The 22,587-nt window shown below is 61.4% G+C and carries 22 protein-coding genes; 10 read left to right on the top strand and 12 right to left on the bottom strand.

Annotated features, from left to right (window positions below):
* Nucleotides 1–263 precede the first annotated feature (263 nt).
* A complete protein-coding gene (locus NWV16_RS27715; protein ID WP_260521502.1) occupies nucleotides 264–1,934 on the top strand; it encodes a bifunctional diguanylate cyclase/phosphodiesterase in 1,671 nt (556 codons plus the stop codon).
* A gap of 48 nt (nucleotides 1,935–1,982) precedes the next feature.
* Here NWV16_RS27715 and NWV16_RS27710 read toward each other — a convergent pair whose 3' ends face one another.
* Nucleotides 1,983–3,377: a NorM family multidrug efflux MATE transporter gene (locus NWV16_RS27710; protein WP_260521501.1), complete on the bottom strand. Its 1,395-nt coding sequence runs from the start codon at nucleotides 3,375–3,377 to the stop codon at nucleotides 1,983–1,985.
* A 157-nt stretch (nucleotides 3,378–3,534) separates the two neighbouring features.
* Here NWV16_RS27710 and NWV16_RS27705 point away from each other — a divergent pair, with 157 nt between their 5' ends.
* Together NWV16_RS27705 and NWV16_RS27700 are read left to right on the top strand one after the other, a co-directional pair.
* On the top strand, nucleotides 3,535–4,455 hold the full coding sequence (locus tag NWV16_RS27705) for a LysR substrate-binding domain-containing protein (RefSeq protein WP_065258153.1): 921 nt from the start codon (nucleotides 3,535–3,537) through the stop codon (nucleotides 4,453–4,455).
* A 182-nt stretch (nucleotides 4,456–4,637) separates the two neighbouring features.
* A complete protein-coding gene (locus tag NWV16_RS27700) occupies nucleotides 4,638–6,614 on the top strand; it encodes a methyl-accepting chemotaxis protein (protein ID WP_260521500.1) in 1,977 nt (658 codons plus the stop codon).
* Nucleotides 6,615–6,744: 130 nt separating this feature from the next.
* Here the strand turns inward: NWV16_RS27700 and NWV16_RS27695 are convergent, their stop codons facing one another.
* The 4 genes from NWV16_RS27695 to NWV16_RS27680 all read right to left on the bottom strand — a co-directional run bounded on the left by NWV16_RS27695 (nucleotide 6,745) and on the right by NWV16_RS27680 (nucleotide 10,457).
* The gene (locus tag NWV16_RS27695) at nucleotides 6,745–8,238 is read right to left on the bottom strand and encodes a YifB family Mg chelatase-like AAA ATPase (RefSeq protein WP_260521499.1); all 1,494 of its coding nucleotides are present in this window, start codon (nucleotides 8,236–8,238) and stop codon (nucleotides 6,745–6,747) included.
* 455 nt (nucleotides 8,239–8,693) lie between these two features.
* Complete coding sequence (locus NWV16_RS27690) at nucleotides 8,694–9,083, bottom strand: hypothetical protein (protein ID WP_260521498.1); 390 nt, start codon at nucleotides 9,081–9,083, stop codon at nucleotides 8,694–8,696.
* A gap of 200 nt (nucleotides 9,084–9,283) precedes the next feature.
* Nucleotides 9,284–9,802: a Bro-N domain-containing protein gene (locus tag NWV16_RS27685; protein WP_260521497.1), complete on the bottom strand. Its 519-nt coding sequence runs from the start codon at nucleotides 9,800–9,802 to the stop codon at nucleotides 9,284–9,286.
* 394 nt (nucleotides 9,803–10,196) lie between these two features.
* Nucleotides 10,197–10,457, bottom strand: a complete 261-nt coding sequence (locus tag NWV16_RS27680) for an accessory factor UbiK family protein (protein WP_163976792.1) — start codon at nucleotides 10,455–10,457, stop codon at nucleotides 10,197–10,199.
* A 413-nt stretch (nucleotides 10,458–10,870) separates the two neighbouring features.
* Here NWV16_RS27680 and glnK point away from each other — a divergent pair, with 413 nt between their 5' ends.
* From glnK to sutA, 4 genes are all read left to right on the top strand, one after another.
* Nucleotides 10,871–11,209 (top strand): P-II family nitrogen regulator, encoded by a 339-nt coding sequence (glnK, locus tag NWV16_RS27675; RefSeq protein WP_002555808.1) that lies wholly within the window; start codon nucleotides 10,871–10,873, stop codon nucleotides 11,207–11,209.
* 37 nt (nucleotides 11,210–11,246) lie between these two features.
* Entirely contained in the window at nucleotides 11,247–12,584 is a 1,338-nt protein-coding gene (locus NWV16_RS27670) for an ammonium transporter (protein WP_007951904.1), read from the top strand.
* A gap of 215 nt (nucleotides 12,585–12,799) precedes the next feature.
* On the top strand, nucleotides 12,800–13,225 hold the full coding sequence (locus tag NWV16_RS27665; protein WP_260521496.1) for a secondary thiamine-phosphate synthase enzyme YjbQ: 426 nt from the start codon (nucleotides 12,800–12,802) through the stop codon (nucleotides 13,223–13,225).
* A gap of 102 nt (nucleotides 13,226–13,327) precedes the next feature.
* Nucleotides 13,328–13,654, top strand: a complete 327-nt coding sequence (gene sutA, locus NWV16_RS27660; RefSeq protein WP_065258148.1) for a transcriptional regulator SutA — start codon at nucleotides 13,328–13,330, stop codon at nucleotides 13,652–13,654.
* Nucleotides 13,655–13,719: 65 nt separating this feature from the next.
* On the opposite strand, the gene NWV16_RS27655 is transcribed toward sutA, so the two are convergent.
* The 6 genes from NWV16_RS27655 to lptM are packed head-to-tail and all read right to left on the bottom strand — an operon-like array spanning nucleotide 13,720 to nucleotide 18,324.
* A complete protein-coding gene (locus NWV16_RS27655; protein WP_260521495.1) occupies nucleotides 13,720–14,424 on the bottom strand; it encodes an HAD family hydrolase in 705 nt (234 codons plus the stop codon).
* A complete protein-coding gene (gene xerC / locus NWV16_RS27650) occupies nucleotides 14,421–15,320 on the bottom strand; it encodes a tyrosine recombinase XerC (protein WP_260521494.1) in 900 nt (299 codons plus the stop codon). The genes NWV16_RS27655 and xerC overlap by 4 nt, the downstream gene beginning before the upstream one ends.
* 2 nt (nucleotides 15,321–15,322) lie before the next feature.
* Nucleotides 15,323–16,048: a DUF484 family protein gene (locus tag NWV16_RS27645; protein ID WP_260521493.1), complete on the bottom strand. Its 726-nt coding sequence runs from the start codon at nucleotides 16,046–16,048 to the stop codon at nucleotides 15,323–15,325.
* A 13-nt stretch (nucleotides 16,049–16,061) separates the two neighbouring features.
* The gene (gene dapF, locus NWV16_RS27640; RefSeq protein WP_260521492.1) at nucleotides 16,062–16,892 is read right to left on the bottom strand and encodes a diaminopimelate epimerase; all 831 of its coding nucleotides are present in this window, start codon (nucleotides 16,890–16,892) and stop codon (nucleotides 16,062–16,064) included.
* Nucleotides 16,893–16,896: 4 nt separating this feature from the next.
* Nucleotides 16,897–18,144: a diaminopimelate decarboxylase gene (gene lysA, locus NWV16_RS27635; RefSeq protein WP_260521491.1), complete on the bottom strand. Its 1,248-nt coding sequence runs from the start codon at nucleotides 18,142–18,144 to the stop codon at nucleotides 16,897–16,899.
* A 9-nt stretch (nucleotides 18,145–18,153) separates the two neighbouring features.
* Nucleotides 18,154–18,324 carry an LPS translocon maturation chaperone LptM gene (gene lptM / locus NWV16_RS27630; RefSeq protein WP_082302373.1) on the bottom strand — a complete coding sequence of 57 codons (171 nt, stop codon included), beginning with the start codon at nucleotides 18,322–18,324 and terminating at the stop codon, nucleotides 18,154–18,156.
* A gap of 203 nt (nucleotides 18,325–18,527) precedes the next feature.
* On the opposite strand from lptM, the gene cyaY reads away from it, so the two are divergent.
* From cyaY to rnk, 3 genes are all read left to right on the top strand, one after another.
* Nucleotides 18,528–18,860: an iron donor protein CyaY gene (cyaY, locus tag NWV16_RS27625; protein WP_260521490.1), complete on the top strand. Its 333-nt coding sequence runs from the start codon at nucleotides 18,528–18,530 to the stop codon at nucleotides 18,858–18,860.
* Nucleotide 18,861: 1 nt separating this feature from the next.
* Complete coding sequence (locus NWV16_RS27620; protein WP_260521489.1) at nucleotides 18,862–19,080, top strand: DUF1289 domain-containing protein; 219 nt, start codon at nucleotides 18,862–18,864, stop codon at nucleotides 19,078–19,080.
* 128 nt (nucleotides 19,081–19,208) lie between these two features.
* Nucleotides 19,209–19,619, top strand: a complete 411-nt coding sequence (gene rnk, locus NWV16_RS27615; RefSeq protein WP_065258140.1) for a nucleoside diphosphate kinase regulator — start codon at nucleotides 19,209–19,211, stop codon at nucleotides 19,617–19,619.
* A 7-nt stretch (nucleotides 19,620–19,626) separates the two neighbouring features.
* On the opposite strand, the gene NWV16_RS27610 is transcribed toward rnk, so the two are convergent.
* The gene (locus tag NWV16_RS27610; RefSeq protein ID WP_260521488.1) at nucleotides 19,627–22,470 is read right to left on the bottom strand and encodes a class I adenylate cyclase; all 2,844 of its coding nucleotides are present in this window, start codon (nucleotides 22,468–22,470) and stop codon (nucleotides 19,627–19,629) included.
* Between the last annotated feature and the right edge of the window lie 117 nt (nucleotides 22,471–22,587).

Raw genomic sequence — 22,587 nt, 5'->3', positions numbered from 1 at the left:
ACGAAAATTCGGGAGTCGTTGACGAAATGGGCCGGCATTTTAACAGGCTCAGCGATTTGTGCCGCTCTCTCCGACTTGTGACGCAGCACGCGGTTCAAATTTGCCGGTTTTGTTACTTTCGCGGAGGATGCGCGGTGATTTTGCGGCTAATGTACTCATTCGTGACACAAAATAACGTTTTGATAACCGTTGTCATTGGTCATTGGTCTTCGCAACGGCATAATGCCCGCCGCCCACATCATTGCAGAGTCTAGGGAGTCAGCTTGTCTACGCCTGTCGAACCCTTGCGTTTGCTGCTCCTGGCCGAAGAGCCGGCGTGGACAGCGTTATTGCGCGAGTGTCTGGCTCCAATGGGGAGCGCGGCGGTGCTGGTCAGCGCGCCGAGCTGGGAGTCCGTCAGCAGTCTGTTCGAAGACAACCACCATGCGGTGTTGTTGACCGTTCCCGCGTTGCAGCCGGCGCCCGGGCGCTGCAGTCTGCCGACCGTGTTGCTGCTGGAGTCCGAACCGGCAGCCGTCCCCGATGGGGTCAGCGACTGGCTGGTGTTCGATGCCCTCGATGCGGGCATGTTGCGCCGTTGCCTGCGCCATGTCCGTGAGCGCGGCGTGCTGGAAAACACCCTGCAACGCCTGGCCGAGCAGGATCCGCTGACCGGCATCGCCAACCGCCAGGGTTTTCAGACCTTGCTGACAGCCCGCCTCGCCGAGAACGACGGTCGCGGTCTGGCCCTCGGGCATCTCGATCTCGATAACTTTCGCTACGCCAACGATGCCCTCGGCCATCAGGCCGGGGATCGCTTGATCCTGCAGGTGGTTGCCCGGCTGAAAAGCCAGCTGGAGGCCGGCGATCAACTGGCACGCCTGGGCAGCGATGAGTTCGCCCTGCTGATTGACACCCGCCGCGCTCCGCAACGGGCCGAATGGATGGCCGAGCGCATCACCGAAGCCTTGGCCGAACCTTACTGGATCGACGGAGAAAGCCTGTTGATCGGTTCCAGTCTGGGCATCGCTCACGCCCGGGCCCAGGGTGGCGCCGATCCGCTGATGTGGCACGCACACATCGCCATGCAGCAGGCCAAAAGCACGCAAGGCTGCACCTTTCATATTTTCAACGAGCGGATCAACCGCAACGCACGCAGCATCGCCGACCTCGAAAGCGAGCTGCGCCGGGCCTTGCGTCGCGATGAACTGGAGCTGCATTACCAGCCGCGCCTGAACCTGCAGGACGGCCAGATCGTCGGCCTCGAAGCGCTGGTGCGCTGGCGCCACAGCGAACGCGGCCTGCTGCCGCCGAGCGAATTCGTGCCGCTGGCCGAACAGAGCGGCCTGATCGTGCCGCTGGGCTACTGGGTGATTTCCCGGGCCCTGCGCGACATGCAGGTGTTGCGCGAGCGTGGAGTGCCGGCGCTGCACATGGCGATCAACCTGTCGTTCCGCCAGTTCCAGGACAGCCAGTTGCTGCCGACCCTCAGCCGCTTGATCGCTGAACGCGGGGTCGAGGCGCAATGGCTGGAATTCGAACTGACGGAAACCGCCGTCATGCGCCGCAGCGATCTGGTCAAGCAGACCATGGACGCCCTCGGCCGCCTCGGCGTGCGCTTCTCACTGGACGACTTCGGTACCGGGTTCTCGTCGTTCGTGCACCTCAACAGCCTGCCGATCACCTTGCTGAAGATCGACAAGAGTTTTGTCGGTGGCATGGAGCAGCGCGAGGAAAACCGCAAACTGGTGCACGCGATGATCAACCTCGCGCACAACCTGCATCTGGAAGTGGTGGCCGAAGGGGTGGAAACCCCGGAGCAACTGGATCTGCTGCGCGGGTTCGGCTGCGATCAGGTGCAGGGATACCTGATCAGCAAGCCGTTGCCGCTGGCAGAGCTGGTTGACTACCTGATTGCCGACGCCAGTCAGCCTCCGCTGGGTATCGTGGTTTAGCCTTGAATCCCTGTGGCAGCGAGCCTGCTCGCTCCCGCAAGGTGAAACTCATTCGGCTCGAACGACCTTGAACCCTTGAGCTGGCGACTCCAGCCGAATCATACGTTTCATCTTCCATTCGAACGCCAGCGTCAGACAGATCGCTGCGCAGGCCAGGCCGAGCGCCAGTCCCCACCAGACGCCGGTCGGTCCCCAGTGCAAATGGAACGCCATCAGCCAGGCCGACGGCGCGCCGATCAGCCAGTAGCAACCGAGCCCCACCAGAAACGTGGTTTTTGCATCTTTCAGTCCACGGATGCAGCCCATGGCAATTGTCTGGGTGCCGTCAAACAGCTCGAACCATGCCGCGACAGCCAGCAGGCTCACCGCCAGGCGAATGACTTCGGCAAATGCCGGATCATTGTGATCGAGGAAGAGCCCGACCAGTTGATTTGGCAGCAGCCAGAACACCATGGCAAACCCCAGCATCACCACCGCGCCGAAGGCGATGCCGACCCGGCCGGACATCCGCGCATCGTCCAGTTGCCCGGCGCCGAAATGCTGGCCGACGCGCATGGTGATGGCATAGGACATGCCCGCCGGCACCATGAACGCCACAGAAACGATCTGCAGGGCAATCTGATGCGCCGCCAGTTGGGTGCTGCCCATGGTGCCCATGCACAGCGCCGCGAAGGCGAACAGCCCGACTTCCACCGCGTAGGTGCCGCCGATCGGCAGACCCAGGCGCCACAACTCTTTCAGGTATTGCCGGTTTGGCCGCGACAGGCCGTGGCGCAATGGATAGGCGTCATAAGCCGGATGCCGACGGATGTGCCACGCCAGTGCCAGCGCCATGCAGTTGGCGACGATCGCCGTGACCAGACCGATACCGGTCAGCCCCAGTTTCGGCAAGCCGAACATGCCGGTGATCAGCGCGTAGTTGAGCAGGAAGTTGGCCACGGTTCCCCCGAGGCTGATGACCATCACCGGCGTCGCCCGGCCGATGGCACTGGTGAAGCCGCGCAAGGCCATGAAGCTCAGGTAGCCGGGCAGGGCGAACGGCAGGGCGATCAGAAACTGCCCGGCGGCGTTGACGTTGGTCTCGGTCTGACCGAACAGCAGCAACACCGGTTTCAGGTTCCACAGCAACAACCCGGCACCCAGCGCCATCAGCCACGCCAGCCACAATCCGGCCTGGGTCAGCCGGGCGGCACCGAGTATGTCGCCGGCGCCCTGACGGATTGCCACCAGGGTGCCGACCGCCGCAATAACGCCGATGCAGAAGATCGACACGAACGAATAGCTCGCCGCACCCAGGCCACCGCCGGCCAGTGCTTCCGGGCTGAGACGCGCCATCATCAGGGTGTCGGTCAGCACCATCAGCATGTGCGCCAACTGCGAGGCGATCAACGGCCCCGCCAGCCGCAGGATGGCCCAGAGTTCGGTACGCACAGGACGCTGCATGGTTTCACATCCTTATAAAAGAGGGAGCAAGAGACCGCCGATTCTCGGGGTTTGGCACAGGATGCACAAAGGGATAAAAAGGATGGGTGGCATGATTAAAACTCATCCTGATTCAATTCTGCTAAGTTGACGCCATCCCGCAACCGGAGCCCTGTGTATGTCCCGTCGCCTGCCCCCCTTGTATGCCCTGCGCGCATTCGAAGCCGCGGCGCGGCACAGCTCGTTCACCCGCGCGGCCGAGGAGTTGTCGATCACTCAGAGTGCGGTGAGCCGACATATCCGCACGCTTGAAGAACACTTCGCCTGTCGGCTGTTCCACCGCAGTGGCCGCAATCTGCAACTGACCGAGTCGGCCCGTCTGCTGCTGCCCGGCATCCGTGAAGGTTTCGCGGCCCTGGAGCGAGCCTGCAATACCTTGCGCGCCGAAGATGACATCCTGCGCATGAAAGCCCCTTCGACCCTGACCATGCGCTGGTTGCTGGCGCGGCTCAGTCGTTTCCGCCATTTGCAGCCGGGTAATGAAGTGCAACTGACCAGTGCCTGGATGGACGTGGATTCGGTGGACTTCAATAACGAACCCTTCGATTGCGCGGTGCTGTTGAGCGACGGGCATTTTCCGCCGGACTGGGAGGCCAGCCTGTTGTTCCCGGAAGAGCTGATCCCGGTGGGCGCGCCCAACCTGCTCAATGACCAGCCCTGGGATGTGGAGCGACTGGCCGCCACCGAACTGCTGCACCCGACCCCGGATCGCCGCGACTGGCGCAGTTGGCTGGAGCACATGGGCCTGTCCGATCAAGTGTCGCTCAAGGGCGGGCAGGTGTTCGATACCCTCGAACTGGGGATGATCGCGGCGGCCCGGGGTTATGGCGTCTCCATGGGCGATCTGCTGATGGTGGCCGAGGATGTGGCCCAGGGGCGCTTGAGTCTGCCGTGGCCGACGGCGGTCGCCAGCGGCCTGAATTATTACCTGGTATGGCCGAAGACCCGTCCGGGAGGTGAACGTTTGCGCCGGCTCAGTGATTTTCTTCAGGGTGAGGTTCGGGCGATGGAACTGCCGCAGGTCGCGCGCTTGAGCTGAAACGTTCGAGCCGCCACAATGCCGGCCCTCGGCCATAACCCTGCTGAGCGCTCAAGTATTCGCGTTCACCGCCGAATACGTCCAGGTGGAACCGTCGTGCCGGTTTCACGCCTCACCCCCATTATTAGAAATGTTCCGAGCCGCGATCAGGGAGGATACGCAGACTCGGCCAGGAGCTGTCCATGTCTCAACCTCGCGCCCGGATCGCCTCGCAGCTGGGCCTTGCGCTCGCTGTGATACTGGCAATTGTCATCAGCGGCAGTACCGTGTTCGCCCTGCGTTCGCTGGACGCCGCCAACCTGTCCACCCGTGAAGAACACCTGGCCAGCGAGGCACGCCTGCTCGCCGATCAGTTGAGCACCTTCCATGGCACGCTGCGTGAAAGCACCCAGCGCCTGAGCGGGTTGTTCGAGAAGCGCTTCAGCGCCGGCCTGAGCCTGCATGCCGACGAACCGGTCAACGTGGCGGGCACCCGGACCCCGGGTCTGCACCTGGGCAGTGAAGTGCTGAACAACAACTTCAAGGAAGTCGACGAGTTCAAGCAGATGACGGCGGGTGTCGCCACGCTGTTCGTGCGCAGCGGCGAAGACTTCGTACGGGTCAGCACCTCGCTGACCAAACAGGACGGCTCCCGCGCCATCGGCACCTTGCTCGATCACGCGCACCCGGCCTACGCGAAGTTGATGGCGGGGCAGGGCTATGTCGGCCGTGCGCTGCTGTTCGATCGCTCCTACATGACCCAGTACACCCCGGTGCGTGACAGCAGCGGCAAGGTGATCGCGGTGTTGTTCGTCGGCTTCGATTACACCGATGCGCAGAACGCCCAGTTCGACAACCTCAAGCGTTTTCGCATTGGCCAGAGCGGTTCCCTCGCGCTGTTGGACGAACAGAACAAATGGCTGGTAGCGCCAGCCGGTGTGCAGGCGCCTGATCAGGCGGTGCCGGTGGTCAGCGGTCTGGCGAAAACGCCAGGCAAGGGCCGCTTCTGGAGCGATACGTCCGAAGACTTCTACAGCATCGCCGTACCGTTCGAAGGCGGACCCTGGTCGGTGGTGGCGAGCATGCCGAAATCCGAGATCCGCGAAGTCACCTGGAGCGTCGGCATTCAACTGGCCATCGGCAGCCTGCTGGCGATGTTGATCGCGGTGGGTTCGGCGGTGTGGCTGCTGCGCAGCAAGCTGCAACCGCTGGGTGATCTGGTACGTCAGGCCGAAGCCTTGGGCGACGGTGATCTGAGTGTGCGCCTGAATGTCTCGAGCAACGATGAAATCGGCCAGTTGGCCCGCGCCTTCAACCAGATGAGCCAGGCCCTGTCGACCATGGTCGAGCACATTCGTCGCGCCTCGGAAGAGGTCAACAACCGTGCTCAGGCGCTGTCCGGTCTGTCCGGTGGTGCGTATGAAGGCATGGAGCAGCAGTCCGGTGAAATCACCAGCATGGCGGGCGCGGTTGAAGAGTTTTCCGCCACCTCGCTGAACATTGCCGACAACATGGGCAACACCCAGCGTCTGGCCCAGGAAAATGCCCGGCAGACCCAGATCGGTCGCAGCTCGATGGAAGAAGCATCGTCCTCGCTGGAGCAGATTGCCGGCGCGCTGAACACCACGGCGACCGTGATCAACACGCTCGGTCAGCGCTCACAGGAAATCGGCGGCATCGTCAGCGTGATCACCTCGATTGCCGAACAGACCAACCTGCTGGCGCTCAACGCAGCCATCGAAGCGGCCCGTGCCGGCGAGCAAGGTCGCGGTTTTGCCGTGGTGGCGGACGAAGTGCGCAATCTGGCTTCGCGCACCCGTCAGGCGACCGACGAAATTTCCGGAATGATCCACAGCATCCAGCAGGAAACCGGCAACGCCATCAGCACCATGGAGCAGGGCAACGTGCTGATGCAGGAAGGCCTTTCGCGCAACGCCAATGTCGCTTCGGCGCTGGCGCGTATCGATGAGCAGAGCCGCTCGGCCGGGCAGCAGTTTGCGGCAATCACCACGGCGACTCAGGAGCAGAGCAGCACCGCGACGTTGCTCAGCAGCAATCTGCAGAGCATTGCGCTGGCCAACAGCGAACAGCGTGAGGTGGTTTCCAATCTGGCAGTCACCGCCAAAGAGCTGGAGAAGCTGGCGGCGGATTTGCGTTCCGAGGTTGATCGCTTCCGCTGATGCATCTCTGAAACAGCTATCGCGAGCAAGCTCGCTCTCACAGGTTTCCCGCTGAACACACAATGGTGTCTCGACACAAACCCCTGTGGGAGCGGGCTTGCCGGCGATCGGGACGCCCATATTTCAGCACCTACTGAGTCGCCGGCCGATACTGCAACGCTTCGGCCAGATGCTCGCGATTGATATCCGCGCACGTTTCCAGATCCGCCAGCGTCCGCGCGACCTTGAGCAACCGATGCGCCGAGCGCAGCGACAGGGTCAGCCGCTCGCACGCCGATTCCAGCCAGGTTTCATCGGCTGTGGATAACTTGCAGTACCTTTTCAGACCCGGTAAATCGAGAAACGCATTGGCACAGGCCTGGCGCTTTTGCTGCCGCTCGCGGGCTTCGGCCACCCGTGCGGCTGCGCTGGCGCTGTCTTCTCCCGGTTTTGCCACAGGGTTCAACGCTGTCGCTTCGCGCGCCACCGTCAGGTGCAGATCGATCCGATCGAGCAACGGCCCCGACAGCTTGTTGCGGTAGCGCTGCACCATGTCCGGCGTACACGAGCATTTGCCGCTGGGCTCACCGAGGTAACCACAGGGGCAGGGATTCATCGCCGCCACCAACTGGAATCTTGCGGGGAAACGCACGCGCTCCCTGGCCCGGGCAATCACGATGCATCCGGACTCCAGGGGTTCGCGCAGAACCTCCAGTACCTTGCGATCAAACTCCGGCAACTCATCGAGAAACAGCACGCCGTGATGGGCGAGGGTGATTTCGCCGGGTTGCGGTTTTGAGCTGCCGCCGACCAGTGCCGGCCCGGAGGCCGAGTGATGGGGTTGGCGGAACGGGCGCTGTGGCCAGTGAGTCAGGGGAGCGCCGCTGGCCACGGATTGAATCGCCGCCACCTCCAGTGCCTCACTCTCGGCCAGCGGCGGCAGCAACCCCGGCAATCGGCTGGCCAGTAACGTCTTGCCCGTCCCAGGCGGCCCGCTGAACAGCAGGTTGTGCGCGCCGGCAGCGGCAATCAGCAGCGCCCGTTTGGCAGCCAGTTGACCCTGTACTTCGTTCAGGTCTGGATAGGGTTTGGCGGCATGGATCAACCCATCCGAGACATAGGGTTCGACCGGTGTATGTCCATTGAAATGCGCCACGGCTTCGAGCAGATGATCCACCGCAATCACTCTCAGTCCCGAAGCCAGACAAGCCTCCTCGGCATTCGCCCGCGGCACCACCAGCGTCCGCCCAGCCTTGCGTGCTGCCAGCGCCGCCGGCAACACCCCGCGCACCGCCCGCACTGCACCGGATAACGCCAGTTCGCCAAGGCATTCCACATCATCCAGCGTCAATGTCGGCACTTGCACACTCGCCGACAGGATCCCCAGCGCAATCGCCAGATCGAACCGTCCGCCATCCTTGGGCAAATCCGCCGGGGCCAGATTCAGCGTGATCCGCCGCGCCGGAAACTGCAGACCGGAATTGATGATCGCGCTGCGCACCCGATCCTTGCTCTCTTTTACCGCCGCCTCAGGCAAGCCGACCATGGTTAGCGAGGGCAGACCATTGGCCAGATGAACTTCGACGGTGACGGCGGGGGCATCCACGCCAATCTGGGCGCGACTGTGGACGATGGCGAGGGACATGGTCGTTCCTTGAGTTGAATCGAGGGGCCGCTTCCTGCGGGTTTTTGAAGGGTAGTTGAGCGGGGTTCTAGCGTTTGAGTAGAGGTTTACAAGACGTATCAGAAAGCGGTTGTGCGGGCCTATGCACTCACGCTGAAGCGTTGACTCTCGAGAAGTATTAAAGGATTCTCGCGCTCGAGGACTGCAATTGCGCATTTGTCGGGACTGGGCACCAGCAAGGCTCCCCCGCATTTTTGGCAGTAGAGAAGCTGGTTTCTCTGAAGTAGTGACGACGGGCCAGCCCGTCGGATTCTGAACCCAAGGCCGTAAAGCCAGGAGCTAAAGAATCGCTGCGACTACTCCTCCAAATACAAAAAAGGCGTCCTGTCGGACGCCTTTTTCTTTTTCTGATTCAGTATCTTCTGCCTGCCAACAGACCACTTGGCTCAAGCTCAGGTCCGCACGTAACGGCGACTTCAATATACCTTCGTTGATTGGCTGACATATTTCCAGCCAGTCGGAGTGCTTCGAAGTGTAGTTCCACAACCTGAAGTAACTTTGCCTTTCGCTTTTTTGGGCTCATACGCACCTCGTGCGATTGGATTTCTGATTTGGAGACCTTTCGCGTCGTTACGCTTCCAGTCTGGAATGTCATCCCACGGGTAGATCGCAGGCCCCTCCCACAGGAGGCATTCCTCAATTGCCTCTGTGGTAATTGGCTCAAATTTCACCGCCGTCGCGTCTATGTTTGGAGTCTTCGGAGCAATTTCCTTGAGAAAAAATTTGTAGGCGATCTTTCGCGAATTTGATCTGAACGTCTGGTTACGAAGATCCGTTGCTTTGCCTTTTCTTCTCATCGTTTTCATCTGACTGGATCTGGTCGCAGAAGATAGCCACCAGAGAGCGTGCAGCGAAATCAGACGCGGGGGACGTGTTTTGTAGGACGCTACTTCTGTGAGTGGAGGATTTTGGAGTAGCGGGTTGAAGATTTTTGAAACGAAAAGGTCACCTCAGTGACACACCTGAAATGACCATAAGTCGGGATGCTGAATGGGTGATAAGGCATTCAGATCAACTGCCTGGCCTTTCTCCACCAAGAACTTATCAGTGAGTGTTTTAACTGTTCCCGTTCTACCACCATCAACGGCACATCCTGCAACCGAATCCACGGCTGGTTATTCCAGTGCAGCAAACTCAACGACATCTCGGGCCAATTCAGCAGGCTTAGCTGTGGGCGTTCGCTTGTGGTGGGGTGCTGGGCGTCGCGCAGGGTGGGGATGACCTGATGGGTGAGCCATTCGCGCAGGGCACGGTATTCGGGGCAGTAGTGATAGACGAGGAGGGCGTAGATGCCGGATTCGCTGATCAGGAGGGTATTTTCGATCTGGTTGTGGATCAGGGTTTTGCGGGTTTGGTATTGGTCCGGGTCGAGTTTTCGCAGCATGCGTTCGTTGAGATAAATATGCAGCAGGCGGCCCAGATCACGGGCAGAGAACCAGGGTTGGTTCTGGATGAGGAGGGCGTGGAGGGGGAGTTTGTAGCGGGTGAAAACCTGAGGAGTGAGATACGTATCTTCGTTATTCATTGAACAGCTCCTTTTGCTTTAGGGCTGCCCTCAATTGTCGCCAAACAATTGGTGGCAGTCGTACGCGGGTTGGCGAACCGGAGCAAAAGGGACCCGGCAGACCCGAAGGTCTCCCACGCACAACCGCCATGACTCGATGTGGCGGTAAACATAACCGCCATCATGGTTGTCGTGCGCCTTAAGCTTTCCGAGCCGCCAAACCCGGTGCTGAACATTCAGCATTGGGTGAGCTTAGGAATCAGGGCTTCACGACGCAATCGGACGACGGGCTTGCAAGCTGTAGGATTCTGCCGAGAGTCGGCGGCGAATCCTGATTGGCGGGAAGGTCGTTCCGACCTTCATTCGCGGGCAAGCCCGCTCCCACAAGGGGCCGCATTCACAAAGAAACGAGGTGTTATTCGGCCGGCGGCGTCAGCTTCGCTTCCAGCTCAGCCACCTTCGCCTCAAGGCTCTCAAGCCGGGCGCGAGTGCGCGCCAGTACCACCATCTGACTATCGAATTCTTCCCGGCTCACCAGGTCCAGTTTGCTGAAGGCGCTTTGCAGCAGCATCTTGAACTGGCTTTCGATTTCGGTTTTTGGCAGTGGCGTGTCGCCACTGAACAGGCGAGAGGCGGTGCCGCTCAGGGCGTCGAGGAAGTCTTTGGGCGCGAGCATGGGATATGTCCTGGAAACAATGGCCGGCAGTGTATCACGCAGTGTCTATAGTCATTCGCGCGGGCCGGGATGCACGCTTTTCGCGCAAAAGGACGAACGGCTGCGCACCGTTGTTGTGCGTATCCCGTGTGCCATTTCGGTGATGGCATCGACGGCCGCGGCCAAGGGATTGAAATCAGGGGATTTTGGCGAGATGGCAAGCTTTCTGCTTAGTCGGTTGTGACCCATGCACTGATGCAGTCGCTGTGACGAATGCAGTGCGCCGGACGGGACGGGGAGTTTCGTCGGGAGCGGTTAGCTGGCGTCAGTCGGGCGGGTAGGGCCGACGATGCGTTACAAAGCCAGGCACTGCGCTTAGACTTGAGTCGGGTTTGTTTTCCTGGGGCAAGTCCACCAATTCGGGAGAGAGTTTCATGAAGCTAGTCACTGCCATCATCAAGCCGTTCAAGCTGGACGACGTGCGCGAGTCGCTGTCCGAAATCGGCGTGCAGGGCATTACCGTAACTGAAGTCAAAGGCTTCGGTCGGCAGAAGGGTCACACCGAGCTGTATCGCGGCGCGGAATATGTGGTCGATTTTCTGCCCAAGGTGAAAATCGACGTGGCCATCGACGACAAGGATCTGGATCGGGTTATCGAGGCGATAACCAAGGCTGCCAACACCGGCAAGATCGGTGACGGCAAGATCTTCGTGGTCAATCTGGAACAGGCGATTCGCATCCGTACCGGCGAAACCGATACCGACGCGATCTAAGCGCCGCCACAAACCCAACGCCCCAGGAGAAAACAATATGACTCTGCGTAAATTCGCAGGGCTAGGCGCCCTGTTGTCTATCGTAATGCCCGGTCTGGCCATGGCGGCAGACGAAGTGGCAGCTCCAGTCCTGAACTCCGGCGACACCGCCTGGATGCTCACCTCCACAGCCCTCGTGCTGTTCATGACCATTCCCGGCCTCGCGCTGTTCTACGGCGGCATGGTTCGGTCGAAAAACATTCTTTCCGTGATGATGCAGTGCTTCGCCATTACCGGTCTGATCAGCGTCCTGTGGGTCATTTATGGCTACAGCATCGCGTTCGACACCACCGGCATGGAGCAGGGCGTCGTCAACTTCAACTCGTTCGTCGGTGGATTCGGCAAGGCGTTCCTGGCCGGTGTCACGCCAGCGAGCCTGACCGGCCCGGCGGCGCTGTTCCCCGAGGCAGTCTTCATCACCTTCCAGATGACCTTCGCGATCATCACCCCGGCGCTGATCGTCGGTGCGTTCGCCGAGCGGATGAAGTTCTCCGCGATGCTGATCTTCATGGGCATCTGGTTCACCCTGGTCTATGCACCGATCGCGCACATGGTCTGGTCCGGCAATGGCGGCCTGATGTGGGACTGGGGCGTACTCGACTTCGCCGGTGGCACCGTGGTGCACATCAACGCCGGTGTGGCCGGTCTGATTGCCTGCCTGGTACTGGGTAAACGCAAAGGCTTCCCGACCACCCCGATGGCGCCACACAATCTGGGTTACACCCTGATGGGCGCGGCGATGCTGTGGGTTGGCTGGTTCGGCTTCAACGCCGGTTCCGCCGCAGCCGCCAACGGCACCGCCGGCATGGCGATGCTGGTGACTCAGATCGCGACCGCCGCAGCCGCACTGGGCTGGATGTTCGCCGAGTGGATCACCCACGGCAAACCAAGCGCACTGGGTATCGCGTCCGGTGTGGTTGCAGGCCTGGTTGCGATCACTCCGGCCGCTGGCACCGTGGGCCCGATGGGCGCACTGGTGATCGGTCTGGCAGCAGGCGTCGTGTGCTTCTTCTGCGCCACCACCCTGAAACGCAAACTCGGTTATGACGACTCCCTGGATGCCTTCGGCGTGCACGGTATCGGCGGTATCCTCGGCGCGATCCTCACCGGTGTGTTCGCCGCACCGTCGCTGGGTGGCTTCGGCACCGTCACCGACATCGCCGCACAAGTCTGGATTCAGTGCAAAGGCGTCGGCTTCACCGTGATCTACACCGCGATCGTCACCTTCATCATCCTCAAGGTGCTGGATGCCGTGATGGGTCTGCGCGTGACCGAGGAAGAAGAATCGGTAGGCCTGGATCTGGCACAACACAACGAGCGCGGCTACAACCTGTAAGCACGCGCCGCAAAAAACTTGCCCGGTTCGCCGGGCATTTTTTTGTCCGGAATTTTTCATCCCTGATGTGGCTGAATGGAATTCTCGTACGGCTTTGGTCGTGTTTACGACGGGCGTTTTTCTGCGGCCAATGGCTTACACCATTGAAGGAATATTAGGGCCTTTGTTTTTTTTCAGAGCGCGCTAGAATGCGCCCCGAACGTGCGGAGAACTGTATGTGGCAACAGACTCTGATAACCCTGCGGGCACGGCCCCGGGGCTTTCATCTGGTAACGGAAGAGTTGCTTGCCGGGCTGCCTGAACTCAAGGCATGCCGGGTCGGTCTGTTGCATTTGTGGCTGCAGCATACCTCGGCGTCGTTGACCATCAACGAGAACGCCGATCCGGCGGTACGTCGCGACTTCGAACGATTTTTCAATCGTCTGATCCCACAAGGAGCAGACGGCTATGAGCATAACGACGAAGGCCTGGACGACCTCCCGGCGCACTTCAAGGCCAGCGTGCTGGGTTGCCAGATCAGCCTGCCGGTTTCGGCGGGTCGTCTGGCACTGGGCACCTGGCAAGGCGTTTATCTGGGCGAGCATCGCGATCATGGCGGTGCCCGCAAAGTCCTCGCCACCTTGCACGGTGAAGAGGCGTAAACCGTTGGTCACCAATGGTTGTCGATTTTTTTACGGCGGCTTTCGACAGTCGCCAAAGCTGGTCTATAACTAATCTGCTTTTCGCAAGTCATGAGGTAGAACATGAGCGACGATGATCTGGAAAACGACGACCTCGAAGTAGGCGATGAAGACGAGGCCGATGAGGGTCTGGAAGCGGCAGCGGATGACGTTGCCGAAGACGATGGCGGTGACGACACACCGGCCCCGGTAGCCAAAGGCAAGGCCAAGGCTGCAGTGTCGGTCGACGAGATGCCGAGCATCGAAGCCAAGAACAAGGAGCGCGATGCCCTGGCCAAGGCCATGGAAGAGTTCCTTGCGCGCGGTGGCAAGGTTCAGGAAGTGGAGGCCAATGTGGTCGCCGATCCACCCAAGAAGCCGGACAACAAGTACGGCAGCCGCCCGATCTGAGGCGTGTCGCTCGCTTGCTGAAAAAGCCCGCCGTCGCTGCGGGCTTTTTCATGAGCGAAAGAAATCTAGCTGCGGCTGTTCCAGCGGGCGAGCACGACAGGCAAATCGTTCAGGCTGCGAATCTCGGCATCCGGCAGACGCTCCGCTTCCCACGGCTTGCCCGCCGGGTTGAACCAGATCGCCCGCAATCCCGCCTGCTGCGCCCCGGCAATGTCATCTCCCGGATGATCGCCGATATGCACCGCCGCCTCGGCGCTCACGCCACCGCGCTGCAGGGCTTCATGAAACAGCCGCGCATCCGGCTTGGCAATGCCGATGTCTTCGGCGCACAGGGCGAACTTGAAGTAGTCCGCCAGGCCGAGGCGTCGCACATCGGCATTGCCGTTGGTGACCACGCCGAGGGCGTAGTGCCTGGCGAGGGTTTCCAGGATCGGCTCGACCTCCGGGAACACCTCGATCTGGTGCCGCGCATGCAGAAACACTTCAAAACTCTTGTCCGCCAGCTCCGAGGCCTCACTGTGGGCGTACCCGGCTTCTTCCAGCGCATGAAACAACACACGGCGCCGCAGCGCGCTGATGCGGTGCTTGAGTCCCGGTTCGCTGACCAGTACGCGCTCGCGGATCGACCACAGATGCTCCACCGGCACTGCGCCCAGATTCGGCGCATGTTCGCCCAGCCATTCACGCAAAACCGCTTCGGCGCTGACGATCACCGGAGCGGTGTCCCACAAGGTGTCGTCGAGGTCGAAGGTGATCAACTGGATACTCATGAATCGTCGCCTTTCATGCGTTTGGCCCGTGGGTGGGCGCTGTCGTAGACCGCCGCCAGGTGCTGGAAGTCCAGGTGGGTGTAGATCTGGGTGGTCTTGATGTCCGAGTGTCCGAGCAGTTCCTGCACCGCGCGCAGGTCCTGAGAGGATTCCAGCAAATGGCTGGCAAAGGAGTGCCGCAGCATGTGCGGATGCAGGTTCTGCCCCAGTTCACGCTCGCCGGCCAGTTTGACCCGCACCTGAATCGCGCGCGGTCCGAGGCGCCGGCCTTGCTGGCTGACGAACACCGCATCGTCCGCCGGGTTGCTCAGTGCCCTCAGCGGCAGCCATTGCTCCAGGGCCTCCCGGGCTTTTTGGCCGACCGGCAACAGACGTGTCTTGCTGCCCTTGCCGAGCACCTGAACCATGCCGTCGGCGAGATCGAGCTGATCGAGATTGAGCCCGGTCAGCTCCGACAGACGCAGGCCGGATGAATAGAACAGCTCCAGAATCGCCTGGTCGCGTCGGGCCAGAAAATCATCCTCGACCGCGCCTTCGAGCAATTGCAGCGCTCGGTCGGTATCGAGGGTTTTCGGCAGGCGTCGTTCGCCTTTGGGCGGTGTCAGGCCGGTGGCCGGGTCGTGATCGCAGAGGCCTTCGCGATTCAGATAGTGATAGAGCCCGCGCACCGCTGACAGCAGGCGCGCCAGACTGCGTGAGGACTGGCCTTGCGCGTGCAGGCGGGCGATCAGGCTGCGCAGATGCTGGATATCCAGGGCCTGCCAGCTTCCGATGTTCTGTTTGTTGCACCAGCCCAGGACTTTATCGAGGTCGCGGCGGTAAGCCGACAGCGTGTGCGGCGACACCTGCCGCTCACTGCGCAGGTGCTCGCAGTAAGCGTCCAGTTGTCGTTCCATGCTCAGCGTACCGAGCGCAGGGAACTGTTGACCCGTGGCAGCACGCGGCCCATCACTTCAGCGATGTAGCTGAGAAACAGGGTGCCGACCGAGCTCTTGTAATGCTGCGGGTCACGGCTGGCGATGGCCAGAATTCCGTGGATGCCCTGGTGGCTGACCGCGACCACGGCGGTGGAGCCGATCTGTTTGCGCTGCTCTTCGCCGAACAGGAAGTCCAGTTCGTGTTCACGCAGGCTGCCGCTGACGCTCTTGCCTTCGGTAAGCAGGCCGCCGATGGCGGTCTGCGCGTCGGCGTGAGTGACCCAGCGACCGACCGGAGCCGGATTGTCACCCAGCAGGATCAGGCTGACGAAGGGCACCTGGAAATCCTGGCGCAGGCTGTCTTCGACACTGATCACTACGTCTTCCAGTGTGGCTGCATCCATCAGCGCGAGGATCAGGCGGCGGGTCTTGTCGAACAGACGATCATTGTCCCGGGCCACGTCCATCAAATGCGAGAGGCGGTGGCGCATCTCGATGTTGCGGTCGCGCAGAATGGACATCTGGCGCTCGACCAGCGACACGGTATCGCCGCGGCGATGGGGGATGCGCAGGGACGGCAGCAGTTCTTCATGTTCGACGAAGAAATCCGGATGAGCCTCCAGGTACGCGGCAACCGCTGCCGCCTCCAGGCTTTCGGGTGCTGTTTCAGTGGACTTTCGGGCGGGTACCTGAGGCTTGTCAGTCATGGCTTCTGCTCACTCAAAGACGCACTTGTCCTTCGTATACACGCACTGCCGGACCGGTCATCAACACCGGTTGGCCGGGGCCTGCCCATTCGATGGACAGGCGCCCGCCCGGCAGGTCGATCAATAGTGGCGAATCCATCCACCCCTGGCTGATCGCAGCTACAGCCGCCGCGCAGGCGCCGGTACCGCAGGCCTGGGTTTCCCCGGCACCGCGTTCCCAGACGCGCAGTTGTGCGCGGTGACGGTCGATGACCTGGAGAAAACCGACGTTGACCCGTGCCGGGAAGCGCGGGTGGTGTTCGATTTTCGGCCCCAGTTCATGCACCGGTGCGGTGTTGATGTCCTGCACACGCAGGACGGCGTGGGGATTGCCCATCGACACCGCCGCCAGCTCGACCGGCGTACCGTCGACGTCGATCTGATAACTCAGGGCCTGTTCGTCCGCCTGGAACGGAATCTCCGCCGGCAGCAGGCGCGGGGCGCCCATGTTCACACCGATCTGGCCGTCGTTACGGACGTCCAGTTCGATGATGCCGCCCTTGGTCTCGACGCGAATTCGCCGCTTGGCGGTCAGACGCTTGTCGAGCACGAAGCGGGCGAAGCAGCGTGCACCGTTGCCGCACTGCTCCACTTCGGAGCCGTCGGAGTTGAAGATCCGGTAACGGAAGTCCACGTCCGGATTGCTCGGTGCCTCGACGATCAGCAACTGGTCGAAGCCGATACCGGTGTGCCGGTCACCCCACATTTTTGCGTGCTTGGGCTGAATGTGCGCGTGCTGGCTGACCAGGTCGAGGACCATGAAGTCATTGCCCAGGCCGTGCATCTTGGTAAAACGCAGCAGCATGGGGTTACTCCGGCAGCAGGCTTTCGCCGGCAAACAGCTCGGCCACGGTCTCGCGGCGACGCACTTCGAATACCTGATCGCCATCTACCAGCACTTCGGCGGCACGGCCGCGAGTGTTGTAGTTGGAACTCATCACAAAGCCGTAGGCCCCGGCTGAATGCACGGCCAGCAGGTCACCTTCCTCCAGCGCCAGTTCACGATCCTTGGCGAGGAAGTCGCCGGTCTCGCAGATCGGGCCGACCACGTCGTACTTGCGTGCAGCGGTGTCGCGCGGCTTGACCGCCGTGACGTCCATCCAGGCCTGGTACAGGGCCGGGCGGATCAGGTCGTTCATCGCCGCATCGACGATGGCGAAATCCTTGTGCTCGGTGTGCTTGAGATACTCGACCTGTGTCAGCAGCACGCCGGCGTTGGCGACGATGAAGCGGCCCGGTTCGAACACCAGCGCCAGATCGCGACCGTCGAGACGTTCGCGCACGGCCTTGATGTAGTCGGCAGCCAGCGGCGGCTCTTCATCGCGGTAACGCACACCCAGGCCACCACCGAGATCGATGTGGCGCAAGTGGATGCCGCAATCGCCCAGGCGGTCCACCAGATCGAGCAGGCGATCGAGGGCGTCGAGGAACGGCGGCAGGGTGGTCAGTTGCGAGCCGATATGGCAATCGACGCCGACCACTTCCAGGTTCGGCAGGTGCGCGGCACGCACGTACACGTCTTCGGCGTCGGCGATGGCGATGCCGAACTTGTTCTCTTTGAGACCGGTGGAAATGTACGGGTGGGTGCCGGCGTCGACGTCCGGGTTCACGCGCAGGGAAATCGGTGCACGAACGCCCAGCTCGGCGGCGACCACTTGCAGGCGCTCCAGCTCGTCGGTGGATTCGACGTTGAAGCAATGCACACCGACTTCCAGTGCGCGACGCATGTCGTCACGGGTCTTGCCGACACCGGAGAACACGATCTTGTCGGGGCTGCCCCCGGCCGCCAGCACGCGCTCCAGCTCACCACGGGAAACGATGTCGAAACCGGCGCCGATGCGGGCCAGGACATTCAGCACACCGAGGTTGGAGTTGGCCTTGACCGCGAAGCACACCAGGTGCGGCATGCCGGCCAGCGCATCGGCGTAGGCCCGGTACTGGGCCTCGATGTGGGCGCGGGAGTAGACGTAGGTCGGTGTGCCGAAGCGATCGGCGATGGCGGACAGCGCCACACCTTCCGCGAACAGCTCCCCGCCACGGTAGTTAAAAGCGTCCATGGCGATCCCTTAGTAGACGTCGTGCTTGTGAGCCTTGGAGACAGGCTTTTGCGAAGACTGGGCTTGTGCGGCCGGATCCTGATCTTCATCGGGCAGGTACAGCGGGCCTTTCTGACCGCAGGCCGAAACGAGGCAGGCAACCGCGACGATCGCAGCGATGGAAGAGATCAGGCGCTTCATGGCGAAATCCTTGAAAATGCGTTAATTGCGCCGGAGTATACCGGCCACCCGTCAGCTTGCCTATGCGACGGGGTCCCCGTCCGGCGGGGCTTGCCCGAAGCGCGTGCAGGCAGAGGGATTGGTCGTTATCCTTTGCAATCGGCCGGCCGCGTCCGTATCTTGCGGCGCTTGAGCCTGATCAGACATTTTTTGAGGTTGCCGCAATGAGTTTGTCCGAAGCCCGTTTCCATGATCTGGTCGACGCCACCCAGCAGGCGTTGGAGGACATCTTTGATGAAAGTGGCCTGGATCTGGACATGGAGAACTCGGCCGGTGTGCTGACTGTCAAGTTCGACAACGGCAGCCAGTTGATATTCAGCCGTCAGGAACCTCTGCGTCAGCTATGGCTGGCCGACCGTTCCGGTGGTTTCCATTTCGACTATGACGAGCAGGTCGGCAAGTGGGTCTGCGAAAAGACCGAAGAGTTGCTGGGTGAAATGCTGGAACGCATCGTCTGGGAGCGCGCCGGCGAGAAACTCGATTTCGACGAAATCTGAGATGAGCACCACGCCACGTCCTGCCAAACCGCTCTACAGCAATGTCAGTCCGGCAGTGTCATCGCCGTGTACCGGCGTCTGTCGGCTGGATGAACAGAAGGTCTGTCTCGGCTGCATGCGCCACGTCGAAGACATCCGCGAATGGCGTTCGGCCGATGACGAGCGCCGTCGGGTGATCTGCGAACAAGCGGCCCGGCGCAGGCAGCTCTGCGGGACGTAGCTTGTATATTTTTTGAGCTGTGATAGTGTCCGAACATGCCTCAACCCATCGAGGCCTGGTAAAAACCCCGTCTTTTTTGGCGGGGTTTTGCTTTTTTTGTGTGCAGAAGAAAGGAGTCTGCCCGGATCATGACCGCACCTTCCATCACCCTTACCCGTCTGGACGTGCAACGTCTGGAGCGCCTGATCGACAGCCTGGATGACACGCTGCCGGGCGTGATTGCGCTGCAAACCGAACTGGATCGCGCCGATACCCTGGTCGGCCACGATGAAGTGCCCGCCGATGTGGTAACGATGAATTCCCGAGTGCACTGTCGCGAAGAAGGCAGTGGCAAGGACTACCACCTGACGCTGGTCTACCCGAAACACGCCAACGCCGACGAAGGCAAGATTTCGATCCTGGCCCCGGTCGGCAGTGCGCTGCTGGGCCTGAAGGTCGGCCAGCACATCGACTGGCCGGCACCGGGCGGCAAGACCCTGAAACTGACTTTGCTGGAAGTCGAATCGCAACCGGCCAACGGTGGCGATTTTCCCGAGTGACCCTGCCTCAGACCTGCTCGAGCGCCTCGTTCAGAGCGCGTTCCAGGTCGGCCTTGTAACGCAGATACAGATTGCTCGAACTCTGCCCGTCACCGATCACACCCGACAGGTCCAGGTCGGTGATGTAGCAGCGGTAGCGCTGGGTTTCCCGACGCTGGCCGACGATTTCCCGGGCGACCACGCTGAACAGCTGGTCGCCATGTTCCAGTTCGCAGAATTCTCGCTGATTGCAGTACAACGTGACCTGCACCTCGCCAGGCGCGGCCTTGCCGACGATCGCCTGCACGTCGTAGAACGGTTTGTCGGCCGGCGTCTGTGGCGGCGGACGCATTTCGACCCGACGTGCACGTCCCGGGCCTGATGGCAATAACTGGTAATACAGGATTTCAAGGCCGGCGGCATGGCCTGAATCCATCGGCAGCAGCGCTTCGCGCCGGAACTGGATCGATTGCAGGAACCGCTGCAAGGGCACCAGCAGGCTTTGCTCGTCGTGGTACGGCAAGTGTTGTTGCCACAACGCATTGAATTCGTCGAGCACATACAGCTCGGCCGTCTGTTCGGTGATCCGGTAGAACACTTGAATGCATTCAGGTTGGCCCATAGGCAGGATGAGCGCGAGGTCGTGGTCTTCCAGCGCCATCGGGTCCAGATGCAAGGGGCTGTAGCGCGGTTGCTCCTCGCCCAGGTAATCGAGCAGTGCCGGCAGGGTGGCGAGAGCGACATGGCTGACCTGGCCCGGCACCAGTTCCAGCACGTGGTAATGCTGCTGCACCTGGATCAGGTAGCGGTGATTCAGGTCGCTGAGCAGCAGGTTCTGCGCGGTATCGACGATCTCTTCCACCCGTCGGGCGATGAACTGCGCGCGGTTGTGGCAGAAACAACGCACTCGAAGCGACGGCTGTTGCGGTCCGCCCGGCAGGTTGTTGAGGTAGTCGCGCAGGCAGTCGAGCAGCGCATGCGGGCCGTCGAAGCGGTTGACCAGCACTTCGTTCCAGCTGTTGAGCGTGACCTGATCCAGCGTCAGTACGAGGTTTTCGCGCACGCCGGCATAGCTCAGCGAATCCGTGCGCTCGGTGGTCATCAGAATGTTCAGGTCGCGATGGTGCTTGAGCGGATCGATGCCGACATTCACCAGCATCAGCACTTCGCTCGGCACGCTGGCGCGCAGCAACGGTTCTTCGGCGACGGTCGGCAAGGGCAGGGCGATGCTCTGTTGCAGGCTGCCGAGCAGATTGAACAGCTCGAATTCGCTCAGATCACTGGTGCCCGGATGCAGGGCCAGTCGGGTGCTGCTGTCGATCACGCCGTTGCGGTGGCACCAGGTCAGCAGCTCCAGCAGATGGCGGCAGCGCTTGATCGGCGCGAAGTGTTCCCATTCCAGCGCCGTCAGGCTGCCGTTGTACAGGCCCCACTGGGTTTGCCCGGGTTCCTTTTTGTTCGGTGACTGCACCAGGGTCAGTGTGTCCTCGGCCAGGTCCGGGGCGATGCCGGGGTTGATGAACTCGACCTTGTCGGCCTTGCGTTCGAACGCGGCGTACAGGCGCCGGCCGAGAACGTTGAGATCGCGCTTGTTGATCAGGCTGACGGTCTGTTCGGAGCGGGCGAACTGGGCCAGGAAGCGATAGCTGTAGTTAAGCTCGTTGACCAGAGCCCGGCGCTCGGTGCCGACCTGGCGCACTTTCCATTGGCTGCGGCTGTCGAGCAAAGCCAGTTGCCGCTGGTCCCAGTGCCATTCGCCGGCCAGTCTTTCCAGCAGCGAGCGTTGCCAGCTCTGGGTGCGACTGTTTCCGGTGAGCTTGCGGTTGACCTTCAGATACAGCGCCCGTCGCACCAGTTCCAGCCGTTCCGGTTCGTTGCGGGCGGTAAGGTATTCCTCGATCCGACGGTAAATCACCATGTACGGATCCAGTTCGTCGAGGTCGAGTCTGTTGGCAAATACCGCCGCTTTGAAGCGCAGGCTCAAGCACTGAACCTGTGGATGCTCGCTGGCATAGACCTCGATCAGCAACAGCTTGAGCACCGACTTGTAAGGCGATTCGATGCCCTTGAACAACTGCCAGAGTCCGGCACCGACGAACTCGCCGGGCGGAATGTGCGCCAGAGGCCCCAGATCGAGGGTTTCATCGTTACGGATGAAACGCTTCGAGAGCAGCGTGTGGGTGTACTGGTCGTACGTCCGCTCTTCGTAGACCGGCACCAGCCACCAGATCGGTGTACGTCCGGCCAACCAGATCGCAGTGCGGTAGAACTCGTCCAGCAGCAGGTAATGCTGGGTGGTGCCGCAATCTTCGGAGCTGAGCTGGGTATCGCGCTCGCCCTTGACGAAACGCACCGGGTCGATCAGGAAGAAATGCGCCTCCGCGCCCTGACTCGCTGCCCAGGCTTCGAGCAGCTGGCATTTCTTGCGCAGTTCGGCGATTTCGCTGTCGCTCAGGTCGGGCGCATGGCAGACCCATACGTCCATGTCGCTCTGGTCGGCCTGGGCCAGGGTGCCGAGGCTGCCCATCAGGAACAGGCCGTGAATCGGGCGTGGCGGGTTGCTGCCGTGGCGCGGTTTGTAGGAGAACGAGCGGGTCAGCCGCTGGGCTTCGGCGAGTGCATCGGCATCCGGCTCGTAATTCGACAGTCCAGCGGGCGTGCTGCCCGAGACATAGCCGGGCAACAGCGGATGATTGACGTGAAAGAACAGTGGCAGCAAGGTCAGCACGCTTTGCTGGCGTGTCGACAGACCTTCCCGCGCCCGGTTCAGGCGGCCATCGTTGAGTTTCAGAAAGCGTGCGCGCAGCTGGCTGAGTACCTTGCGGTCGATTCCCTCGTCCAGGTCGGGGCGGATTTCATGGGTGCGGGTCATGTCGGCTCAAACCGGCTCGAAGGGCACGGAGACAGGGGTCACGGAATGCGAGGGAGTTTAGCGCCTGTGCAGCGCGAGCATTAAGCTGATTTTGTTTTTTGACGCCAGATTTCCACC

This window comes from Pseudomonas sp. BW7P1, assembly GCF_024981055.1.
Lineage (GTDB): Bacteria > Pseudomonadota > Gammaproteobacteria > Pseudomonadales > Pseudomonadaceae > Aquipseudomonas > Aquipseudomonas bananamidigenes.
The sequence above is the reverse complement of the archived record's forward strand: the minus strand, read 5'-3'. Positions and strand labels throughout refer to the sequence as shown.